This is a genomic window from Pseudomonas entomophila, assembly GCF_013523165.1.
Classification (GTDB): domain Bacteria; phylum Pseudomonadota; class Gammaproteobacteria; order Pseudomonadales; family Pseudomonadaceae; genus Aquipseudomonas; species Aquipseudomonas entomophila_A.
On record NZ_JAAMQI010000001.1, the window covers coordinates 133,693 to 155,381 of the forward strand.

Below are 21,689 nucleotides of genomic sequence, written 5' to 3' on the forward strand. Positions count from 1 at the left end.
CAAGGCTGTCAGCCCGAGAGAAGCGTGAGAGGGAGAATTTTCCTTCGATGCGCGCCAAACGCCGACGCTCTTTCGGCGTCTGAGCTATTCGACCGTTGCAATGACCAGGAGGGTTCATGAGTCGAATCGAACGGACAACGCCTGCCACTCGGCAGCGACCAGAGGCTGAGACCGCCCAGGCACGTGCCCTGCCAGGCGCCAAGCGGGCGACGCGCCTGGCGTTCTTCATCGCCGGATTCGCCTTGTCCTGCTGGGCGCCGCTGGTGCCCTTCGTGCAAGCCCGCATCGGGGCCGACGCAGCGACGCTGGGCAACATCCTGCTGTGCCTGGGCCTGGGGGCGGTGATCGGTATGCCTGCCTCGGGTGCGTGCTGTGCCCGCGTCGGCGCCAAGCCGGTGATCGTGGTCGGGGCGGCATGCATGCTGGCGATCCTGCCGCTGCTCTCGGTGCTGTCCACTCCCCTGGCACTGGGGCTGTGCCTGCTGGTGTTCGGCGCTGCCGTGGGCGCCATCGACGTGGCCGCCAACATTCACGGTATGGCGGTACAGGACGCGGCCGGCACGCCGTTGATGTCAGGCTTTCACGGGCTCTACAGTGTCGGCGGGCTGGTTGGCGCGAGCGCCATGGCGGGCCTGATCGCCAGCGGCGTGGGCCTTGGCGCGGCAACGCTGAGTGCCGCCGCCGTCGTGCTGGCGTGTCTTGTGGCGGCCATGCCAGGGTTTCTGCGCACTCCCGCCAATTCCGGCGGCGTGCTGCTGGCCGTGCCCAAGGGCATCGTGGTGACGTTGGGCGCGTTGATCCTGATCTGCTTTCTCAGCGAAGGCGCCATGCTGGACTGGGGAGCAGTGTTGCTGACCCAGGAAAAGCAGGTCGACGTCTCGCTGTCGGGCGTCGGCTACGCTGTGTTCGCCTTGGCCATGACGGTGATCCGCCTGGTGGGCGATCGTCTGGTGGGGCGCTTCGGCGAATTCAGGGTGCTGATCATCGGTTTTGCCTTCACCGCCCTGGGCGTGGCGGCCACCGCCTTCGCCAACAGCCTGGCCGGGGTGTTGCTGGGGCTGTTCGTCGCAGGGCTGGCGGTCGGCAACGTGGTGCCGGCGCTGTTCACCCTGGTAGGGCGTCAGCAGGTCATGCCGGTGCAATCGGCCGTGGCTGCCGTCAGTATCTGCGGCTACCTGGGTGTGCTGCTCGGCCCTGCGCTGATCGGCTATGTGGCGCACTGGACCGGGCTGGTCGAGGCCTTCTACGGGGTCGCGGCGCTGTTGCTGCTGGCCTTGTGCACGGTGCCGCGTCTGCGCACGCTGCGCGCCGACTGAGTGGGACCGGTGACACGGCCTGGGTGCCGGGCCACCGGTCCCACTGCCGTTATGGCGTGTACGCGTGGCCCAAGGCCAGGCTCAAGGTGCGGTACAGCATCGCTTCATCGGCAGCGCGGCTGCTCAACAACAGCTGTGCCGCCTGCTGGTACATCGCCCCTTCGTTGGCGTAGCGCCCGGACACCAGGTCGACGTTCTGCACGACCCCGTCCTGGCGCCAGTGCAAGCCCTCTACCTCTGGAAAGGCCTGTTCCAAGGCGTCGACATAGGCGTCAGGCACGGTAGGGCCTTCATACCGACCGGTGCCCGGCCCTGCCTCGCTCAACTGGTCGAAATACGCCGAGGCCCCCTCCCACTGGTGGGCGAACGCCGTGAAGCGCTGGGGGTACAGCCGACGCAGCCATGCCTGCCAGAACCGCTGGGTGGCGGCCCATTCGGCCACCCGCTCGCCAGTCGCCAGGCCGCGCACGGCGGTGACCAGGCGTTCCAGCGTCGCCTCGCTCAGGCGGGCCAGATAGCCAAAGCTCATGTCCGTCGGTTGAGACGGCAGGCGCAGGCGTGCCTGCAGCTGAATGCGGGCATAGAGGGCCATCTCCAGCTCGTCGAGCAGGTAATTCGGCTCGCCGAGGGCGGTGTCGTCCAGGTCGTCATCCGGGTGCAGCGCGGGGGCCGCCGCTCGGCTCGGCTCGTCGGTGGCCTCTGCCAGCGCCCGGCGCCGAACCAGGCGGGCCTGGTAGAGCGCGCTGACCTGCTCTTCGAGCAGGCGTTGCCGGTACAAGGCCCCGGCACTGTCGATCGCGGCCTGTTCATGGCTCGCGTCCGGTCGTGCACGATTGACCATCTCCCATGTCGTGACGTCGGTTTCGATGTCCTGGAACAGCAGGCTGGCCTGGTCGACACACGCTTGCCCGGCATCGATCAGTCGTTCGCTGATCTCCTGGCGCAACTGCGCCAGCCCCCAGGCCGGTGTGGCATCAACGATCTCGGAGGACAGGGCCTGCACGATATGCGACATCCGGATGCGCATGACAATCGGGTTGCGCTGGTAGTCAGCGGTGTAGGACAGCCGTTCGAAGAGCGCGTACAGAGGTTGCCACTGGGCGTCGGCCCTCGTGTCGAGGACGTGTTGGCGCAGGGCTTCGGGCCAGTCGTCGTACCAGTCGCCGTATGCGGGTACGTCGGTCAGAGGCTCCACTCCAATGTCTCTCAAGAGGGCCTGTGCCTGCTCGCTCCAGGGGTTGGGCCCCAGAGAGACATACAGATCAGGTTCATTGGCGTGCAGGGCTTCGGCAAATGCCGTGTTCGTCAATGCAGGCGCTTCGGTCAGGCCATTGCGGCCGAGGTCCAGCACGCGAAGCACCAGGGGTCGTTGATCCAGCAGTTCGAGCAGGCCGGGCGGCCATTCGACGATGCCCGTCTGCTCCAGGTCGAGCTGGCGCAGGCGCGTCCAGCCTGTCAGGTCAGGCGGCAGGTCTAGCGGGTTTTCATACAGTGACAGGCGCGTCAGGCGGGTGAGGCCTGCCAGCGCTTGCCGGGTCGGTGGATCGAGCGTGATCTGGTTCTGCCCCAGGTGCAACTCCTCCAGCGCAGGCCACTGTCGCAGCGCGTGGAAATGCGCCGGGCCGAGCACCAGCTCATTGACATCGAGATGCAGCGAGCGCAAGGCCGGCAATTGTCCCAGTCGCTGCAGCGTCAGTGGCGAAAGGTCCGAAACGGCATCGGTCAGGCCCAGGCTCTGGAGTGATTGCAGACGCAGGAGGATGCCAAGGTCGCGTTCGTTGTCGAGCGAAAGGTTGTTCTCCGACAGGTTCAGGCTTTCGAGCGCGGGCAACTCAGCCAGGCGTGGCGCAAGCGCGTCGAGGGCGTTGCCGTTCAGGTCGAGCACCCGGACCTGTGGAAAGGCGCCGAGAAACTCGTTCAGGCTGGCAGCACCGGTGCCAGTCAGGCCGGTCACCTCCAGGTACCTGACCCAAGGCAGAGGGTCGGCAAGCGCCGGCAGGCCGTCGGCGGCATGGGCATCGATCTGCAGTCGTACCCGTTGCTGCGAGTCGAGCCCAGGGATGACCGTCTCACGTCGCCAGGCCCCCTGGAGGCTGCGGGCGACGCTTTCACGGGCGGCACGCCGTTGCGGCTGTACTTCGGGTTCGACGCCCACTTCGTCCGAGACCCAGGTGTGCAACGTCTCATCCAGTCGTTGGTATTCACCGTGCAGGCGCACCATCAGGCGTGTGAAGGCACCGGCCTGTGGACCGGCTTCCTGTCGCAGCAGCGCTCGCAAGCTCTCACGGTCGCTATCGGGACTGGCGGGAAACAACTGATCGAACAATTCGTCGCCGGTCATCCAGCCCTGCCTGCCGCGACCGCTGAGCACATAGCCCACGCCTTGGCGGTCTGACAGTCTCGACGGCGGACGGAACCACGGTCGAACCGAGGACATGCCCAGAGACTGTGCGCTACGTTCCCGGTGGGCCGTGGCCTGTTCGAACAGACGATCACGCAGCGTTTCGGCTTCGTGGATCTGAATGCCCAGGGCTTCGCGTTCGCCATCGGGTAACGCATGCAGCAGTGCCTGGAACAGATCGGTCGGGCGGGTCAGCGGCTGGTCCTGTTCATCGAACGGCTGATAATGCGACTCGCGTCGCACCACGGTCTTGGTCGGGCCTGAAGAGGTGCCCGTGGTCGCCATGACCTCGCCGTCTTCCATGAGTCGCAACTGGACGCTCGAGCGCCAGCCCCTCAGGCGGGGCAGCGTGGCGAATACCAGGGTATCGCGATCGACTGATTCGGCCGCGAGATAGAAATGGCTCAAGGCGCGGCTCAGGCGTCCTTCGCGCAAGTACAATCGCGCGGCTTCGGCCAGGGCCAGGGGGACGCCTCGAGTATCGCGCAGGCGGGCCAGATCGGCCGGTCGGGCCTGGGCGAGGATGGCTCGGCGAGTACGTGGCGTCAGGCCAGGAAAGGCCTGTTCCAACGGCCGTTCGTCGAGGTGAGGCGCAGGCTCGGGCAGGTGCGCGCCGAACGCTTCGAGGGTGTCGAGCAGGACGGCCGGCAGCGGCTGGTGGTCGGCGACGGCTTGGCGAACCGCAGCGGCGTCATGGCCGCTGCATTTAAGGGCGCGCAGGCGGGCCGTCGGCGAAAGCTCGGCGGGGAAGGGGGCGATCCGGTGCAGCAGTTGCTCATCCGTCCAGCCCAGCGGCCGCTCGTGCTCCAGCAGCCAGTAGCCCTCGGCGTGCTGCCGCAGTGACGGTCGGTGCCCCTGGCCCTTCGTACGCCCCAGGCGCCGGCCGCCCGGCGCCGACTCGACCGCGCAAGGCTGGCCGTCGATGTCGACCCAGTGACGGCCCTCCCAGAGGGTGGGGGTCTGTGACAGGGCCGGGGCTTCTGTCGGCCAGCCGCCAGGTCGCGCGAAGGGCTCGAGGTTGCCAGACCAGAGTTTCAGTGACGGCGCCTGGCCGACGGGTATCCAGTCGTGCAGCAGGCCTATCGGTTCGCTATAGCTCGCCGCAACACCCAGCACCGCGACTTGCGCCACGTTTTCGAGCACGTCGAACAAGTGCGCCAGCGCTGCTTCGGCGTCGTGATCGTTGGCGGCTTCGATCCCTTCGAGAAACGTGTCGACCAACTGCGCACCGCCGGTCACCAACATCACCTCGCCCAACCCAGGCACCAGCAGCGCTGCCAGGTTGAGTACCGAGAGTCCGATCCCCAGCCAGCGCTCGACCAAGGCCCACTGGGCGTCTGCATCGTGTTGTGCAACCGGCACCGCAAGCGCGGCCGCGTCCAGGATCAGACCTTCGACCTGGGTACGGGCCCTGGCCTCGAAACAATCGCCCGGCCAGGGTATTGCCTGCATTGGCAGGTGCACGTTCTTGTCCAAGGTTGCCTGGTAGAGCGCGCGGGGCGAAGGAAAGAGGCGTTTCATCCAGCCGATGTGCTGACCTGGCTCCAGGACCGGCGCAGGCGTGTGCAGTTGGTCGTAGGGGTAGAACGGGTACAGGATCGTTTTCAGGGTGTCGGCAAAGCGTACCCGCTCTGCCTGAAGCACATACCGACAGAAGAATTCCCGCTCCTTGGTCCGCCACATCAGGCGGGTCAAGGCCACGGCGGCAGCCTGTTGGGAAGCGTATCGGCGTACCGGCGCCGTTGGATGGCCCGGCAGGTAGAGCAGGCATGGCTCGACGCGGTCGTGGGGCTCCAGTGTGAGCAGCAGAGGGCCGCGCAGCGACACGTCAGCCAGGGTCAAGCGGCTGCATACCAGGGTGCGTGGGCTGCCATTGACGTCCCGTACGATCGTCGAGCCTGACAGCAGCGCTTCGGCCAAGGCCGCCGTAGACGTGTCGAGCCTTCCCTGCAGCGTGGCCAGGGCAACGTCTGCCGCAAAGGCTGCTTTGTCCTGCTCGCGCAACAGACGCCGGAAGGCGTCGTTGTCGACGATGTCCGTCAGGTGGTAGCGATAGCGTTGCCCCAGGTCCAGGTTGCGCACGCCGCTGATGAAGCGATGAGTGTCCAGCGTCAGCGGGGCATCGGCCTCTTCACTGGCGTACAAGGTCAGGTGGGCATCGGCATCGACCACTTGCAGCGCCGTCTCGAGCCATGAGGTGGCAATCCTGCGGTCAGGGTGTCGCACCCGACCTTCGTCCACCGACGGCAGGCTGGTGTCGGGGAACCATCGGGCCAGCGCGTCCTGGAGCAGGGGGCGGCAGAACGTGTCGATGCTTTGCAGGGAAGACAATGCGGTAGAAACGGCGCGGGCTGCACGGTGGCTCGCCAGCGTGCGTTCACGCAATTGCCGACGCTGTGCAGGGGTGGCTGACGCCAGCCAGGCGGGCAGGCGCGGTTCGATGAGCGACAGGTGTGACGTACTGACCATGTGGGGTGCTCCAGAGAATAGGAGCAGTGAGGCTAATCAGCTGGGCAGACTTGGGTGACCGATGTATCTACTGCATCGGCGAGGGACGGCATCGACCGACCCTCGCAACGTGCGGATCAGCCGTGCAACGTTTCGGCTGCATACAGGGTATTTTCCAGCAGGCAGGCGCGCGTCATCGGTCCGACGCCGCCCGGGACGGGCGTGATCCAGCCGGCACGCGGCAGGGCGGTCTCGTAGACCACATCGCCGACAAGACGGCCATTGGCCTGACGATTGATGCCCACGTCGATGACGATGGCGCCTTCCTTGATCCACTCGCCCTTGACCAGCCCCGGCTTGCCCGCAGCCACGACCACCAGGTCGGCGCGACCGACATGGCCGGCCAAATCCTGGGTGAAGCGGTGCGCGACCGTGACGGTGCAGCCGGCCAGCAACAGTTCCATGGCCATGGGACGACCGACGATGTTCGAGGCGCCGACCACCACGGCGTCCAGGCCGTACAGGTCCTGGCCGGTGCTTTGCAGCAGGGCCATGATGCCTTTGGGCGTGCAGGGGCGCAGCAGCGGGATGCGTTGTGCCAGGCGACCGACGTTATAGGGGTGGAAGCCGTCCACGTCCTTGTCCGGGCGGATCCGTTCGAGCAGCAGGGACGGGTCCAGGTGCTCCGGCAGCGGCAGCTGCAGCAGGATGCCATCGACCGCCGGGTCATCGTTCAGGCGGTCGATCAGCTCGGTCAGCGCCTGCTGGGTGGTGGTGCTCGGCAGATCGTAGGCTTGAGAAAGGAAGCCCACTTCTTCGCAGTCCTTGCGTTTGTGCGAGACATAGACTTGCGAGGCGGGGTCGGAACCGACCAGGATCACTGCCAGGCCCGGCACGCGCAGGCCTTGTTGGCGACGCTCTTCGACACGGTGGGCGATCTGCTTGCGCAGGGTGGCGGCGATCGCCTTGCCATCGATTAGGTGTGCAGTCATAGACGGGTGATTAACCATCGAGAAAGGAACATGAAAGAGTGCACATTCTCGCATGCCCAAGCCCGAGGGCAAAGGCAGATGGTCGCGCAAATCCCCTAAGCCCTTCAAACGGCTAAATTTTTTTTAAAAAGGTGTTGACGCCTTGGCAGGTCGTCTATAACATTCGTCGCACTTGTCGGGCAGGGCCTAGCACTGGTTAGCAAGGTCGGGCAGAATGAGCGGATTTTTAGCTCGTTCGGTACGGACTAGACGTTGATTTGCAATCGTATCAGAAAGCAGATTGAATAAGCGCCCGTAGCTCAGCTGGATAGAGCATCCGCCTTCTAAGCGGATGGTCGCAGGTTCGAGTCCTGCCGGGTGCGCCATAAGGCAGCTTGGGCAAGGTTCATGGCAGTACCGCAATATGGTGGGCGTAGCTCAGTTGGTAGAGCGCTGGATTGTGATTCCAGTTGTCGTGGGTTCGATTCCCATCGTCCACCCCATATTCAAGAAAGGCGCCTGATTGTATGATCTGGCGCCTTTGCTTTAAGTGCTCCACGCGGACGTGGTGGAATTGGTAGACACACTGGATTTAGGTTCCAGCGGCGCAAGCTGTAAGAGTTCGAGTCTCTTCGTCCGCACCATGTAAGTGCCTGTTTTCAAAGGAATTTTTCCCGCCAATTTGCGAATTGGGAACGAAATGGGAACACTTTGGGAATTTCAGGCAAAAAAAGGCAGCCCCTTGAGGCTGCCTTTTTCGTTTTCTGACGTCGTGTAACGGGTGTTGATGCGAGGCCTGTAGCGAGCCTCGCATCCCACTGATGCCGGCTTCAGCCGCCATCGAGCTTCAACGCGTGCTCGAGCATCCCGACCATGTCGGGCCCATCCTGGTGAATCCACTTGCCGTAGTGCTTCCAGATCATCGCGGTCGACGTATGTCCCATCTGATCCGCTATCCAGTCCAACGGAACCGCGCCCGTGCTGAGCATCTGACTCGCATAGGTATGTCGGCAGTTGTTCGGCCCTCGGTACCGTACGCCAACTTTCTCCAGATGCCCCCGCCACCAGGTCTTGATCAACACATCCGAACTGGTCCAGGCGGCACCGGTCGTCGTCTTGTGGAAGACGAAGCGCAACCGTTGCTTCCTGATCGTACGGTTGTCGCGGTCAGTGACCTCGACGTCGACGGGCGCTTGCCCCTTGGTGAAACGGACCTGCGCCTGCAACGCCTCCAGCGCCGGCCGCATCAGACGAACTTCACGCGTCGAGCGCCGTGTCTTGGTAACCCGGTAGTGACTGCGAACCTGGGATCGCCGAAACCTCAGCGTGCCCGTCTCCAAGTCGACATCCTCCCATGCCAGTGAAATGGCTTCCGACACCCTCGGGCCCGTCCACATCATGAACTGGATCAAGTTGATCTCCTGTTGGAAGTCAGGGTCGTCCTGGAGAATGCGCTCGATTTCGCTGCGGGCGAAGGGATCTGGGTCATCAGCATCCGGAAGCCTGACGGTGATCCCTTCGGTTGGATCGTGCGCCGTTCTGTTGCACGTGCGGTACAGGGTAAAGATCTGGCGCATCAAGCTGACGATTTCGCGGATCGTCTTGTTGTGCAGCTTTGGCATCAGCTCTTTCTGAATCCAGGCCTGTAGATCCAAGTGAGTGATCTGATCAGCCTGACGCTTACCCCACCTGGGAGCGATATGATTGCGGACCTTGCTCTCGTAGGCCAAGAAACCCGACCAGGCCATCTCGTTGCGCTTGATATCGAGCCACAGCTCGATGAAGTGACCCAGCGTATTGGTCTTCACCCGTGGTGAATCGGGGAAGTGCCGGGCGTAATTGAACGTCCCTTCCTGAATTTCGAAGTTGATGATGCCGATCAAGCGCTCCGCACGCGCGACATTCGCGGGGGAGGCCAGCCCTGGGATGGTTTCTCGGCACAGTTCGCCTTTATATCGAAAATACACGCGCACATGATTGCCGCGTACCTCTACGCCATCTGCCATCGAATCATTCTCTAAACCAGCAACGGCCCAGTGTATGGGCCGTCGTAAAAGAAGACGCGCGCCTCGACCCAGAAGATCGAGCGCTCAGTTCTGGACGTCAGCCCCTACCTACCGAGCGGCCGCGATGAATGAAGCGCGAACGTCCAGACCTCCAGCCTCCGAGCGGACGCAGCCGATCGGCCGACCCTGCTGTGCTAGTCTTGGCCCCGCTGACGTCAGGGGTTCGTGATTGCATGTCGCTTCTCCTTGGGGTGGGTCCGGCGTCCAGGAGTTGCCGCTCCTGGACGCCATCTTCTTCACTCGGCCGTAGCCGCCGAGTCCTGGGTAATGAGCGCGATCACCTCATGTCTGTCCTTCGCATACGCGAACGGTTGCGTCGCGCCCGGCCGGGTGATGGGGTAACGCGCATGCGGCAGACGACATTCGGCCACCGTGTAGCCGCTGTCGCTGATCCAGCACCTGGGGATGACCTGGCCCTCCTGGTTTCGCTTGACCTTCCACTTCATTGCCATAGCGCCACCAGCCGATCGAAGACCTGCCGTCCATCAGGCAGGTACTCATGCACATCCTGCTCCGGAACCTGATCCAATCGCAGAACCGCCATGCAGTCCTCGAACACCTGCGCATCCAGAGCACGCAACGCGGTCAGCTCGAACGGAAACGCCTGGCTGTCGTACAACCCCAGCAGCACGCGCCCGACCACTTGGCCCTGACCAGTCTGCTGCAACGCCACCGGAACCAACCGCTCCAACGCCGCCAGTCCCGCCGCCTTGACGGCCGGCCGCTGCGCGTCCAGGCGGTCGAGCTCGTCGAAGAAGGGGGCAAGCGCGTCGATCGCTGCAGGGGTCGAAAGCACGACGTGGACGACCATCGATGCCGGCATCCCCGTCCAGTCGCGCATCGCCTCCAGACACGCCTGCGAACAGTCGTCGACGAAGACGTGCCGCTCGCCGCGACGGGCCGCCGCCATGACCCCTCGCTTCAGCGACTCGACGCTGCTGCCGGACCCCTCCAGAATCTTGTCGCCGACGCCGAACTCGCTGGCCATCTGACGCAGCCGCGTCGTTTTCCCAGAGCCTTCCGGCCCACGAATCACATCGAATTGCATGTCGCTTCTCCTTGGTCGAAGTGCCCGGACGTTGCCGCGTCCGAGCGGTTCAGCCGGCCTTGAACAGCCAGCATTTAACGGTCGTCGCGCGCCGTGCCGCCTCGGGCACGCGCTGGTTGAAAGCGGCCCGCACACCACTGTCGACGGCGCGATTGGCCTCGATGAAAGGGCGGGATTTGCTGTTGCGCAGCAACGTGCGCAGGGTGCCGGCATCGGCCAGCTTCTGTTTGTGCTCGGCCGCTCGCTCGCAGAACTCGTTGAGGTTCACGGCGATCACCTCCGGTTTCTTGCTGTGGTCGACCACCGGCTCGTCGCTCAGCGACTCCAGGTAGTCGAACACCTCCCAGAACTCCGCGACCTCCTTCGGATCGGCGTTCACCGCCTGCTGACGACCCAGCGCCATGGCGCGCAGCTCACGCAGCACCGCGTCGTGCTGCCGATCGCTCATCGACACCACCAGGCGCAAGGCATCCACCAGCGCCATCATCTGGGCGTGGTTCTTGATGATCCGCTCGACACGAATCTCACGCAGTTCGCGCAGCGCCTGCTCGTGGACGCCCACTTGGCCCCTGAACCGTTCCATCACCTGGTGCTCGGCCTTGGCGGCGAGCAGCAGGAAATGACTCACCTCACTGGCCTGCAAGTGGTTCAGGTTGTCCGCCGCCGCGCGGCTCTCGCTGGTGACGTCCGGCCGGACGAAGTGCAGCTTCACGATCCGCGTGAGGATCGCCTCGGACGCCACCACCGAGGCGTTCTGGCTGAACACCAGCGTCGACCGGAAGGGTGGCGCGTTGGTGTCGTTGCCGCCGTTCTTCACGCCGGTCAGCCCCAGGCCGCGGCCATTAAACAGCGGCTTGAACTGATCGAAGTCGAATGACTTGACCGCGCCGCCCTCCGCATCGCTGCGATCGGCTTCGAGCATCACCACCGGCATGCCCGAAGTCTGACTCAGCCAACGGCGCAGGCCGGCCTTGGTCATCTTCACCGGGTCGTCGCCTTCCTCGTCCTGGCGCCCGAGCAGCTTCCACAGGAACATCAACAGCGTGGACTTGCCAGCGCCGGCCTCGCCCGTTACTTCCAGGAAGGGGAACGACTGGAACCCGGCGCGGATCTGCTCGGCGAATAACGAGCCGAACCAGAAGGCGAGGGCGATCACGCCCTGCGTGCCGAAGCACGTCCACAGCCAGTCGAACCACTGCGGCCGATACGCCGTCAGGTCGCGATTGATCTCCAGGCGGATGGACTTCTGCAGCGTCTTCAGGCGCAGGCCCTTGAACTCGAAGTAATCCTCCGCATTCACCTCCTCGAGCACGCCGCCGCGTACCGCCAGGTCACCGAACACGTAGCAGCCGTGTTCCTTGCTGTAGCCGACGTAATCGATCGTCTTGACCGTCTTCAGCCCGAACAGCTGCTGCTGCATGATCCGGTCGAGCTGCGCGCCGGTGCCGGTATACACCGCACCCGCCGCCATGCTGAGCAGGCGCTTCTTGAACTCGCTGGCAGCGGCCACCTGGCCACCGGTGAAGGTGTTCAGCACGCTTGGCTCATCGTGCGGGAAGTCCACCCGGAAGTAGTACCAGGACTCGTCCGTCACCTCGTTGCGCTGGAAGTACAGCGCCTGCGGATAACAGTTGGCGATCTCGATCACCGCCCCACATTGGCGCAGAGCCTTGTCACGCCGCTGACGGTCGTTGAGCAGCAGGTCTTCGTGGCGCTCCGACTCGTCGAGCTGTTGCAGTGCCTTGTTGAACTTGTCGACGTCCATCTTGAACCAGTACAAGCGGTTCTCGAACGCGAAGTGAAAGTCCTGGCGCTCCCGCCAGTCGTACATCAGCACGCCTTTCTCGGCGGCACTGTCGGCCAGCAGCAGGCTGCCGTGGTAACGCGCCTCGCGCAGATCGGCCTCGACGCGCTGCTGACGCTTGTCAGCGTCAATGAAGTGCCAGCGCTGGTGCAGGTCGTTCCAGTCCACCTTGCGGCCACGCTGGGGGATCTGCGCCGCCTCGCAGACGAAGCCCAGCTCGCGCGCCAAAGCGGCATGCTTGCGGGTGTAGCGGTGCGCACCGGGCTCGTTGTCCAGCGCCCAGATCAACCGAGGCAGCTTCCGGCCGTGCTCCGCGCACAGGGTGGCCAGGGCCTTGAGCGAAGCATGCGGAAATGCGCCCGAACTCATCGCCGATACCGCGTCCAGGTCATGATGCAACAACGCAATGGCGTCGAAGATGCCCTCGACGATCCACAGCTCGTCGACCTCGAGCAGATTCACCGACGGTGGGCACCACCAGTACCCCTTCGGCGACTGGCCGGGCGCGAAGCGTGCCTTCTTCTTGCCGAAACGATGGGGCCGATCGATCAGCCGCTCCCAATAGCCGCCATGCTCGAGCGCAAAGCGCACGGTGGCGCTGCCGATCTGCAAACGCGCATCCCAATAGGTGTCCTGCGTATACCACCCCTGAATCAACGTTAGGTCAAAGCCGCGCGCATTGCGCAAATACGCGTCGCCTGCCGCATGAGGAGCGTCCTGACGGCTCGGGTAGCGCTTGCTGTAATCATCGAAGAGGTCGTCGAACAGCTCCTTGACGTGCCACTGCTCACCGCACTTGCTCTCCCGGCCGCACTTGATGAACCACGGCTCGTCAGCACGCGTGTACAGCTCCGTTTTCCCGCAGTTCGGGCACGTGCCCTTGCGCAGGTACTGCGTCCCCTGGATGGGTTTGAGGCCGTACTGATGCTTGAGCCTGTGCAGGACTTCGTCACGTACGGCAGGGTCCATGCTTTTCACCGTACGGACTCCGACGACTGCGCCAGCTGCTTGCGCAGCGCATGGCGGGTACGGCCGATGCCAGCGAGGTGCGGATGGTCGGCGAGCACCTTCGGCGCGCGTGCCCCGCAGGGCACATGCCGGTAGCGATCGGAGAACCACAGCTCGGCCATGATCACGTCGAACTGGCTGCTCAGCCAGTCCAGGTAGTGCCTGGCCTGGCGTTCGTCCAGTTCCAGGCGGAGGGTGATGTTGCTCATGTCAGCCACCTATCGAGTGCAGTTCACCCTTACCCACGTGAAGACGGGGTATCGGGTCGTCGAGCGTGGGTTAGCGGGAGAGGGTGGAGCGTTGCAGCAGGTGCAGCGGCAGAACGCGGGCAGGGACTTCGTGGCACGCCTGCGTCTGCCTGTCGAAAATCACGAACAAGGGGCTGCCGATACGGCTGTGCGGACACACGCCCAGCACCGTCAGGCGTTCGCTGGCCGACCGCTCGAACTCGGCCACGGCCAGTTCGGCGACCCGTTGCACCAGGTGAGCGGGCACTTCCAGTGAGTGAGCCAGGTAGTGCTTGCAGCACTCCATCACCTGGGCGTCACCCGACAGGAACTGGTCGCGTCGACGCATCAGGTACGCGACGGCGGCTTGCTGCATGGCTTGGCGGTAGTCACGGGTCGGGTTGGTGGTCAAGGTCAGGGTGTTCATGCGTGTACAGTCTCCATATCCAGCAGGTCGAGTAGGTCAGGTTGATCATCGGCCGATCGCATCGCCTGACGGCGCATGGCGATCGGTGCCAAAGGCAGCTGAACGGTCGGGTTCGGCATGCCGCTGGGGCTCATTTCATGCGTCATTTCGAACTGCGCCCGCACCGACCAGCCGCAGGCTTCGTTGACGCATTGCAGGTAGGCGATGCGCAAGAAGATGTGCGTGCCTTCGCTGGTGCGGATGCGCATGCGGCCCGCGCAGTGGGGGCACACCAGCTTGTAGGTGCTCACTGCGTAGTCTCCCTTCGATACAGCTGAAGAGTTGCCATGATCTCTGCCTGGCGTGCGGCCAGGTGTCGGGTGTGCGCCGCCATGATGATCTTCGCCTCGGCGTCTTCGATGACGCCGTCCTCCAGCGCCTTGGCGATGATCTGGTCGACGACTCCACGCTTGGCGGCCGTACGTACCGTCCGGCTGTAGAGGTCGACGTTGTCCAGCGTCTCCGGCTGAGCCAGTGGCACGAACATGCCGCCGTACAGCTGGGCGATGTACTCGGGCAGGAAGGTGGTGCCCGCGTCTTGCTCCAGTACATGGATCTGGTCAGGGCTGAGCGGGCGGCTGCCGGCGTTTTCGTAGACGTGGTTGTCGAAGCGCTTGAGCGGGTAGCCCAGGCGCGCCGCGGCGCACTCGCGACCGCCTGGAAAGGCGCAGACCACGGCGCTGACGACCTGGCGGAGCGTTTCTAGCACGGGGCGTTTCATGTTCTGGTTTTCTCCGTGAGCGAGGTCGTCTACCGTGCGGTTTCGCCGCGTTTGATACCGAGCAGTACGGCTGCCCTGTGGGATTCGCCTCGACGACCTTTTTTCCGACCATTCAAAAGGTCACTGACTAGGTTTTTGTTGAGTCCGTGCTGGCGACAAAACTCAGCGATCGACATGCCGACTCTGTCCAGCTCGGAGCGAGCTTGCTCAGGTGTAAGAGGTGCGTGCATAGTGTTCATCTGTGTTCAAACGTGTTCATTTGATGATGATTATGCACCCATTCGCGTGCATGTCAAAGGGTTTTTGCGTGCAAACGAGTGCAATAGGTGAGCGCCTGCGTGAAGAGCGCGAGCGACTTGGGCTGAACCAGGAAGAGCTTGGCCAGCGTGGCGGGGTGAACCGAAACACCCAGGGCAAGTACGAAAAAAGTGAGCGCAGCCCTGACGCGACCTACCTGGCAGCCGTTGCCGAATGCGGCGTGGACGTGCTCTATGTCGTCACCGGCGCACGCCAGATGCGCTTGGATGCCATGACGACCGAGGGGGCACGGTTGCTAGAACTCCTGTCCAGAATCGACGAGGCTGATCAGGCCATTCTTCTGCGTACTGCCGCCGCATTTGCAAAGTGATCTTGCAACTGACAGATCCTGAAACCATTCCGGCGTACTAAGCCTCTAGCCCGAACGTTTCTAATTCCTACCGCCACTGCATACGCAAAACCCCACGCGTGAGGACACGGTGTACAGGTCACCTTGCCATCATGGGCATGGTGACGCGCGGATGCAGCGCACCGGCCATGGTGGTCGGTGATTTTGTCGAGGACGATCGGAATGGAAGAAGTTATAGGACCATTGTCAGTGCTAGCGGCAACCGCGTTGGTATGGTGGGGCTCGGTCAGACACTTACGGCGAAAGGGTAAGGGCGCCATCACCCGCCATGTACTGGGGTGTGTCAGCGGCTTGGTCGCTGGATTCTTAACGTTGATTGTCTGGGCAATCCTGATCCCAGATGCCAAGAAGCCGCCGGAGTCTGCACGAGTAGAGTCAGCCGCCACGCTGCCCGATCCGGCGCCCGACGTGGCGAATGCCGAGGCCGCCAACCCCCCCGTCACCTATACGATCACCCAAGACGACCATCGCAGCGGCAGACCACGTAAAGTCGAGGCCGTGCTGTCGCACCGAGTATCTGAGTCAGAGCTCGAAAAGGTTGCACGTGCCATCCGAGATGATTTTAACGGTACGCCGCTGCGCACGTTCATTGGTCTGCGTGTAGAGGGCCAAGTCGACCGTGCCTACTGGGCTAACGCAAGCTTCCAGCCGGACTATCAGGCCTCGATCATCGGCCTCGATGCCAAGGCTTACCGCACGCTGGCCGACCTCGATCTCGACTCGTATCCAACCATGATCAGCAGCTGGATGCAGGATGGCAGCCTGGGCCACTTGATGGTGCTCTACAAAGTAAAGAATACCTACAAACTCGATCGTATCTTCCCGGATGGAGGCAAGCGAACCGAGACCTACCTCGCCAAGAGCCTCGACGGCCAGCGCCTGCGCTTGCAGCAGCCCGACGACGAGAACGGCGAATACTACGTGCTGCTCCCCAATGGTGACCTGGAAGGCTGGAGCAGCAACGGCAAGTACGCACACCTGCCGCAATTCAAGGCCCCACCTGCGCGCCACTAAGCACACGACACCCGTACTCCCGCGTTATCTCGATGGTGCCCAGCCACAGGGCACTGAGTAATGGCGAATCCGGAGTATCGGTTGTGAGAAAAATCAACAAACGGGAACGTGACCTGATCAAGCTGTTCCGAGCGTTGACGCGGCAGCAGAAAGACGACGTGATGCGGATCCTGGCCGCTCTGCGCAACGCTAGCCATTAGGCGTCATGAGGCCCGGCTGACCGCTGGGCCTTCATGACATCCGTCACCGGACCGTCTCGTTCGCCTGAATCCTTTCCCACTCCCGCTCGGCCGCCCGCCGCGCGTTCTTCTCACTGACGTATACACGCGTAATGCGCTTGGGTCGGCTTTGATCGGCCACCGCCACGCGCTTTTCCGGCCCGACGCCGTTGTCGCGGTAGAATGCGATCACGCCCGTATACGCACCGCGCCCCTCGGGCTCGATCAGACCATCGACCGTGTCTTCCGGCAGCTTGCTCTCAAGCTCCAGGCTGACCCGGTAACCCCCGTCGGCCGTCAGGCTGTGCCGAACGTTGCCGCCATGCCAAACGATCTCGTCGATCGGGGCTTTGATGCCCTGCAAGGTATAGGTGAGTTCCGGTATCAGGTCGGCTCGCCCGCGTGCCAACGTGTAGCTGAGCGTAGCGCTGCCCCGACGTAGACGGTTCAACTCGGCGCGTGCCGCGCGCAGCGCCGATTGCCGGTCGCTGTAGGTGTGGCGCAGCGTCTTCAGGTTCTCGCCGCCCCCCGCGATGGCCTCCTGCTTCTTCGCGCTGTTCACGTCGTAGTAGTACGCCCGCACGCCGTCGTAGCTCTCACGGTCGGCTTGTAGAAAGGCATGCTGGTCGCCATCCTCGCGCGTCAGCGTCACATGCGGCAGGTCCAGCCCGCTCGCACTCTTGCCGCCGCCGGCGGGCACGCAGACCAGGCAGCCCGCCTTGACGGTGGCCACCGCGTCGAAGTCCTCGCCCAGGCGTGTCACCAGGTTGGCGTCGGACTCGTTGGCTTGGTCCAGGTGCAGGATCGGCAGTCGCGCCAACGTGTCGGCGATGCTCGAGCGCAAACCGTGACCGACCGCGATGTCGGTCAGCACCTGGCCGAGCGTGGTGTCGCTCCAGCTGCGCTCGCGCTTGGTCTTGAAGCCCGTGCGCAGATCCACCGAGCGCGCCCGGATGCTCAGCGTGTCCGGTGAGCCGCTGTGTTCGGTTTCGTCCACGGTGTAGCTGCCCTTGTCGACCAGCCCTGTGTCACTCCAGCCAAGCCACAGGCGCACGACGGCGCCCCGGGGAGGGATGCTCAGCAGGCCATCGTGGTCGCTCAAGGTCAGGCTCAACTGATCGGCCTCGATACCACGGTTGTCGGTCAGCTCCAGCTGTACCAGGCGCGGGCTGACTAAATGCGCGATATCGACGCCATCGACACTCAGCCGAAACGCCGGCACTGGGTAAGCCGCTTCGCGCGCCAGCGAGCGATGCAGGTCGCCCAGGTAGGCAATGCCGGTACTGCTCATGACAGCCTCCTCAGCAGGTCGAGGCTGCTGCTGAGGCCCGCGCCGAGCAGGTCGACCTTGCCGTCGTCGACGCGGCGCAGGCTCAGGCTGAATTCGATGCGCCGTGCGGCGCCATCGCGGAAAAACAGAGTGCGGGTTTCGCTCAGGCCATCGATCACCCAGAGCCCGAGCAACCGTCCGGTGCCCTCGACCAGTGGCCAGGCCTTGCCGGTGTCGGCCATGTGCCGCAGGGCGTCGAGGCTGAGGGTCGAACCCGCCAGCTCGGGCATCAGCACCCCCGGCAGGGTGATGGTGTCGTCACCGCGCCCAAGGAACTGCAACGCCGGCTGCGCGCCCACGCGGTCGCTCGAGGCGTGACGCCAGGCGGTCTGCCGCTGCATCTCCTGGTAGGCGAGGGTGGGCAGACTGAACACGAACAGGCCCAGGGCAAGCATCATCGGGGATTACTCCAGGTCGGTTAGGCGACTGCGACGGCGGGCGGCCTTGTCCGCCTCGATCCGGGCCAGCTCGGCGCGAACCGCCTTGGCGATGGCCTGCGTATCGGCGCCTGGGGCAGGGTGGATGTTGATCTCGTAGCGATCGTTGCTGCTGTAGCTGGCTCCCGCACTGGCGCTCAGCGGAGCACGGTCGTCGAAGGCGATGCGAGGACGACCGACGTCGACACCTGACCCCGCTGATCCCATGCGCACGTCGCCTGCCTGCACCAGGCGCTGACTCATGCGGTTCATCGCTGCCAGCGGCTCGGCGGCGCCGGCCTCCAGGCCCTGGGCCAGGCCCTGCGTGGTGAAGCCGCCCAGCTCGGCGAAGACACGCGACGGGCTGTGGATGTCGAGCTTGTCCTTGAACCAGTCGATGGTCCCGCTGCCCAGGTTGCCGATTGCGGCCTTGACCCGGTCCAGCCCACCCAGAAGCCCCGCCACCAGGCCATCGACGATCATCCCGCCGAGTCCGGCGAAGTCCGTGGGCAACGTGCGTAGGTAGTCCAACGCTGCGGCGAACGCTCCCTGCAACAGGGGGTAGGGGTTGAAGGCAAGGATCACGCTTCTCATGCGATCGACGATGGCAGTCATCACAGCGACCATTGCTGTCCAAGCCTCAGTCGTCTTGGCCCTGAGCGAGTCCCAGTGGCGATGGATCAAATAAGCCGCTCCCGCGACCACGGCCACGATGGCCGCGATCGTCAACACCACAGGATTGGCAGCCAAGGCCCACATGGCCACGCCTACCGTGCGCAGCGCCGCTACCAATCCACCCCTAAGCACGCCGATCAGCCTGCCCAAGACAGGCAGCACACCAAGACCGCGCAGACCCAACAACGTCAGCCCGTAACGCATCAGCACGAAAGGCCCAAGCATGCTGGCCAGCGCGATCGACAGCGCCCCCATACCTGCCACCAACGCGGCGGCGACGGCAGCCGTCTTGACCAGCCCCGCTGCAAGCTGAGGGTTCTCGGAGGCCCAGCGTTTGATACTGCGAATCAGGCCCGTGATCGTCTGGACGACGTCCCTGAGCGGACCGTTTTGTTGGGTTTGCAGCTCGATACCCAAGTCCTGCCAACTGCTGGTCAGCGTGTCCAGGTCGCCTGCCAGATTATCGGCCATGACTTTGGCAGTGCGTTGTGCCTCGTTCTGCGCGGATTTGAGCGTTTGGATAAAACGTTGTAAATCGCCGGTACCAGCTTGTGCAACCAGCACCTGCATACCGGCTACTGCCTCCGTCCCGGCAATTTTCGAGATGAGTGCTGTGCGCTTGATCGTACCCATGTGCTGGGTCTTCTCGTAAATCTCCTGCAAGACGGTTGGCAAGTCACGTAAATTTCCCTGCGCATCCGCAGTGTTGATACCCAGCGTCTTAAGTGCCTTTGCCGCTTCCGCTGGTGGGGCGCTGAGTCTGAGCAGTATAGATCTGAGCGCAGTACCACCCATGCTGCCCTGAATGGCTGAGTCACCTAACTTGCCCGCCATGGCCGCCACGGTTTCCAGGTCCTGACCGACACCGGAGGCCACGGGCGCGACGTACTTCATGGTCTCGCCGAGCATCTGCAGGTTGGTGTTGGAGCGAGTGAAGGTGCCGACCAGAACATCGCCCAGTCGGCCCATGTCCTCGGCTTTCAAGTTCATGCCCGTAAGGATGTTCGACGCAATGTCGGCCGTCTCGGCCAGCCCACTGTCTCCCGCCTTGGCCAAGTCCAACATGCCTGGCATCGCCTGCTTGATCGCCTTGGGATCGAAACCTGCCATGGCCAGGTAGCCTTGACCCTGCGCGGCATCGGTGGCGGTGAAACTGGTGTTGGCGCCGAGTTCGCGCGCCTGGGCCCGCAAGGCCTGGTACGACTCATCGCCCTTGTCGAGCCTGGCCAGCGCCTGCACCTTGCTCATCGCGGCGTCGAACTCCAGCCCTGGCTGGATCAGACGCGCCCCCGTGTACAGTGCGGCGCTGCCACTCGCCACGGCGCCGGCACCGGTGGTGGCGAGATGGGCGCCCAGTTGCTGCGCCTTGCCCAGCTTGGCCCGTGCTGCAGCCACACGCGCCTCCTGAGCGCCAAGCTGACGCAATCGCTGCGTCTGGGCACTGATCGAGTCGTTGGCCGCCGCGATCTGCGTGCGCAGGTCACGCTCGTGGCTGGCCAGGTTGCGTGTCTGAATGCCTGCTGCCTGAAGCCGCGCACGCGTTTGCTGCAAGCTCGCCGATTGTTGTTGCTGCGCTTGGCTCAACCGTCGCGCCTCGTCGACCGCGCGGCGCATCTGCTGGGTCATCGCTTGCGTGGGTGAGCCTGCGGCTGCCATCTGCCGGGCCACGGCCCGTACGCGCTCCTGGGCCTGCTGCAAGGCCTGCGATGTCTGCCTGGCCTGGTTGAGCTGCGTGCGCCATCCGGCAACGTCCCGCTGCTGGGCATTGAGATCACGCAGGCGTTCCCGAGCAGCCTTGAGGCCCTGGGCCGTCGCCTGGCTGCTGCGGTTGATCTGACGCAGCGGCGCGGTGGCTCGGTCGATGGTACTGAGCAGCACGCTCAGCCGCAGGTCATTCGCCATGCTGCTCGCTCCGGACGCGAGCCCGTTCGCGCCATGCCATCAGCTCGCCCAGGCTCAGGTCGTTCATGTCGGTGGGGGTCCAGTGAAAGACCAGGGCCAGGTCGGCCATGGCGTCTTCTACGCAGTGAACGAGGCGTCGGTCTTCATCCGCTTCTGTAGCAAAAAACCCGATACCTTCATGCCGATGGCCACCAGGTCAGCGGGGTCGAGCTGCGCCACCTCGAATTCGTTGAGCGGGCTGATGCGCGGGACCAGTTTGATGAGGCTGGCCACGTCCAGCTGCAGCAACTCCGACAGATGCAAACCGCGCAACTCGCCCGAGGTGGGGCGGCGCAGGGTGAAGGAAGCGATCTCGGTCTTGCCACGCAGAACCGGGGTTTCCAGTTCGACCAGATTGTCGTTGGGCGGCGTGAGAGGTTCGAGTTCGGGGGTTCGAGTGGTCATGGGGCGTGCTCCTGTGAGAAAGGTCAGATCCCCAGCGCCTTACGCTGGGCGGCAAGACGGTCTTCGCCGTCGATGACTTCGATGAAGTTGAGCAGATCGATCTCGATCAGCGTTTCGCCATCGACGGTCAGCTTGTAGTAGGTACAGGTCGTAGTGATGCTGTGTTCGGTGTCGTCACCGGCCTTGGCCTCGCCCATCTCGAGGGTCTCGTGGCGGCCGCGCACGACGATCTCGACGTCGGTGTAGTCACCGGTGTCGTCCTGCTGGTAGCTGCCGGCGAAGCGCAGCATCACGCCACTGGCCTTGATCGCACCGAACTGGCGCAAGACGATCAGGTCCAGGCCGCCGGTCTTCCAGGCGAACTGGATGCCGTCGTCGGCCATCCCCAAGTCGGCCTTGACCGGGCCGTTCATGCCGCCGCCTCGGTAGCTTTCCATCTTGCGACCCAGGGGCGGCAGCGTGCAGCTCTTGCAGACGCCCAGGTAGTTGTTGCCGTCGTTGAACAGGTTGAGGTTCTTGAGCTTGCGCGGCATGGCCATGGCGCGGC

Annotated in this window: 20 protein-coding genes and 3 tRNA genes; 6 read left to right on the forward strand and 17 right to left on the reverse strand. The window is 63.9% G+C overall.

Features of this window, described 5'->3' with window-relative positions; translation table 11 throughout:
• The first annotated feature begins 116 nt into the window (after nucleotides 1-116).
• Complete coding sequence (locus G7Z99_RS00550) at nucleotides 117-1,316, forward strand: MFS transporter (protein ID WP_181091049.1); 1,200 nt, start codon at nucleotides 117-119, stop codon at nucleotides 1,314-1,316.
• Between the two features lie 49 nt (nucleotides 1,317-1,365).
• Here G7Z99_RS00550 and G7Z99_RS00555 read toward each other — a convergent pair whose 3' ends face one another.
• Together G7Z99_RS00555 and folD are read right to left on the reverse strand one after the other, a co-directional pair.
• Nucleotides 1,366-6,186: a dermonecrotic toxin domain-containing protein gene (locus G7Z99_RS00555; RefSeq protein WP_181091051.1), complete on the reverse strand. Its 4,821-nt coding sequence runs from the start codon at nucleotides 6,184-6,186 to the stop codon at nucleotides 1,366-1,368.
• Nucleotides 6,187-6,302: 116 nt separating this feature from the next.
• Complete coding sequence (gene folD / locus G7Z99_RS00560) at nucleotides 6,303-7,157, reverse strand: bifunctional methylenetetrahydrofolate dehydrogenase/methenyltetrahydrofolate cyclohydrolase FolD (RefSeq protein ID WP_181091053.1); 855 nt, start codon at nucleotides 7,155-7,157, stop codon at nucleotides 6,303-6,305.
• 288 nt (nucleotides 7,158-7,445) lie between these two features.
• Between folD and G7Z99_RS00565 the strand changes: the two genes are divergently transcribed.
• The 3 genes from G7Z99_RS00565 (at nucleotide 7,446) to G7Z99_RS00575 (ending at nucleotide 7,780) form a co-directional block, all read left to right on the forward strand.
• A tRNA-Arg gene (locus G7Z99_RS00565) sits at nucleotides 7,446-7,522 on the forward strand.
• A gap of 41 nt (nucleotides 7,523-7,563) precedes the next feature.
• Nucleotides 7,564-7,639, forward strand: a tRNA-His gene (locus tag G7Z99_RS00570).
• 56 nt (nucleotides 7,640-7,695) lie between these two features.
• Nucleotides 7,696-7,780 (forward strand) — tRNA-Leu (locus tag G7Z99_RS00575).
• A gap of 186 nt (nucleotides 7,781-7,966) precedes the next feature.
• Here G7Z99_RS00575 and G7Z99_RS00580 read toward each other — a convergent pair.
• From G7Z99_RS00580 to G7Z99_RS00620, 9 genes are all read right to left on the reverse strand, one after another.
• Nucleotides 7,967-9,142, reverse strand: coding sequence for an Arm DNA-binding domain-containing protein (locus G7Z99_RS00580; RefSeq protein ID WP_181091054.1), 1,176 nt, complete (start codon nucleotides 9,140-9,142; stop codon nucleotides 7,967-7,969).
• A gap of 296 nt (nucleotides 9,143-9,438) precedes the next feature.
• Nucleotides 9,439-9,648: a hypothetical protein gene (locus tag G7Z99_RS00585; RefSeq protein ID WP_181091056.1), complete on the reverse strand. Its 210-nt coding sequence runs from the start codon at nucleotides 9,646-9,648 to the stop codon at nucleotides 9,439-9,441.
• Nucleotides 9,645-10,250, reverse strand: coding sequence for a DUF7673 family protein (locus G7Z99_RS19755; RefSeq protein ID WP_258196911.1), 606 nt, complete (start codon nucleotides 10,248-10,250; stop codon nucleotides 9,645-9,647). Before G7Z99_RS19755 ends, G7Z99_RS00585 begins: the two co-directional genes overlap by 4 nt.
• A 49-nt stretch (nucleotides 10,251-10,299) precedes the next feature.
• Complete coding sequence (locus G7Z99_RS00595; protein ID WP_181091058.1) at nucleotides 10,300-13,023, reverse strand: toprim domain-containing protein; 2,724 nt, start codon at nucleotides 13,021-13,023, stop codon at nucleotides 10,300-10,302.
• Between the two features lie 5 nt (nucleotides 13,024-13,028).
• Nucleotides 13,029-13,271 carry a hypothetical protein gene (locus G7Z99_RS00600; RefSeq protein WP_181091060.1) on the reverse strand — a complete coding sequence of 81 codons (243 nt, stop codon included), beginning with the start codon at nucleotides 13,269-13,271 and terminating at the stop codon, nucleotides 13,029-13,031.
• A gap of 70 nt (nucleotides 13,272-13,341) precedes the next feature.
• Nucleotides 13,342-13,716 (reverse strand): hypothetical protein, encoded by a 375-nt coding sequence (locus G7Z99_RS00605; RefSeq protein ID WP_181091062.1) that lies wholly within the window; start codon nucleotides 13,714-13,716, stop codon nucleotides 13,342-13,344.
• A complete protein-coding gene (locus G7Z99_RS00610) occupies nucleotides 13,713-14,006 on the reverse strand; it encodes an ogr/Delta-like zinc finger family protein (RefSeq protein ID WP_181091064.1) in 294 nt (97 codons plus the stop codon). Before G7Z99_RS00610 ends, G7Z99_RS00605 begins: the two co-directional genes overlap by 4 nt.
• The gene (locus tag G7Z99_RS00615) at nucleotides 14,003-14,476 is read right to left on the reverse strand and encodes a YmfL family putative regulatory protein (protein WP_181091066.1); all 474 of its coding nucleotides are present in this window, start codon (nucleotides 14,474-14,476) and stop codon (nucleotides 14,003-14,005) included. The genes G7Z99_RS00610 and G7Z99_RS00615 overlap by 4 nt, the downstream gene beginning before the upstream one ends.
• 29 nt (nucleotides 14,477-14,505) lie before the next feature.
• Nucleotides 14,506-14,706 (reverse strand): DNA-binding protein, encoded by a 201-nt coding sequence (locus G7Z99_RS00620; protein ID WP_181091463.1) that lies wholly within the window; start codon nucleotides 14,704-14,706, stop codon nucleotides 14,506-14,508.
• An 11-nt stretch (nucleotides 14,707-14,717) separates the two neighbouring features.
• Between G7Z99_RS00620 and G7Z99_RS00625 the strand changes: the two genes are divergently transcribed.
• Both G7Z99_RS00625 and G7Z99_RS00630 read left to right on the forward strand, forming a co-directional pair.
• Nucleotides 14,718-15,104 carry a helix-turn-helix domain-containing protein gene (locus G7Z99_RS00625; RefSeq protein ID WP_308812265.1) on the forward strand — a complete coding sequence of 129 codons (387 nt, stop codon included), beginning with the start codon at nucleotides 14,718-14,720 and terminating at the stop codon, nucleotides 15,102-15,104.
• Between the two features lie 351 nt (nucleotides 15,105-15,455).
• Complete coding sequence (locus tag G7Z99_RS00630; protein ID WP_181091068.1) at nucleotides 15,456-16,157, forward strand: zinc ribbon domain-containing protein; 702 nt, start codon at nucleotides 15,456-15,458, stop codon at nucleotides 16,155-16,157.
• A gap of 243 nt (nucleotides 16,158-16,400) precedes the next feature.
• On the opposite strand, the gene G7Z99_RS00635 is transcribed toward G7Z99_RS00630, so the two are convergent.
• Genes G7Z99_RS00635 through G7Z99_RS00660 form a run of 6 tightly spaced genes read right to left on the reverse strand, consistent with a single transcriptional unit; the run spans nucleotide 16,401 to nucleotide 21,681 of the window.
• Nucleotides 16,401-17,666 (reverse strand): phage late control D family protein, encoded by a 1,266-nt coding sequence (locus tag G7Z99_RS00635; protein WP_181091070.1) that lies wholly within the window; start codon nucleotides 17,664-17,666, stop codon nucleotides 16,401-16,403.
• Entirely contained in the window at nucleotides 17,663-18,103 is a 441-nt protein-coding gene (locus G7Z99_RS00640) for a phage tail protein (protein ID WP_181091072.1), read from the reverse strand. The genes G7Z99_RS00635 and G7Z99_RS00640 overlap by 4 nt, the downstream gene beginning before the upstream one ends.
• Nucleotides 18,104-18,109: 6 nt before the next feature.
• On the reverse strand, nucleotides 18,110-20,698 hold the full coding sequence (locus G7Z99_RS00645) for a phage tail tape measure protein (protein WP_181091074.1): 2,589 nt from the start codon (nucleotides 20,696-20,698) through the stop codon (nucleotides 18,110-18,112).
• Nucleotides 20,688-20,807: a GpE family phage tail protein gene (locus G7Z99_RS00650; RefSeq protein ID WP_181091076.1), complete on the reverse strand. Its 120-nt coding sequence runs from the start codon at nucleotides 20,805-20,807 to the stop codon at nucleotides 20,688-20,690. The genes G7Z99_RS00645 and G7Z99_RS00650 overlap by 11 nt, the downstream gene beginning before the upstream one ends.
• 8 nt (nucleotides 20,808-20,815) lie before the next feature.
• Nucleotides 20,816-21,142, reverse strand: coding sequence for a phage tail assembly protein (locus tag G7Z99_RS00655; RefSeq protein WP_181091078.1), 327 nt, complete (start codon nucleotides 21,140-21,142; stop codon nucleotides 20,816-20,818).
• A 23-nt stretch (nucleotides 21,143-21,165) separates the two neighbouring features.
• Entirely contained in the window at nucleotides 21,166-21,681 is a 516-nt protein-coding gene (locus tag G7Z99_RS00660; protein ID WP_181091080.1) for a phage major tail tube protein, read from the reverse strand.
• Nucleotides 21,682-21,689: the final 8 nt, after the last annotated feature.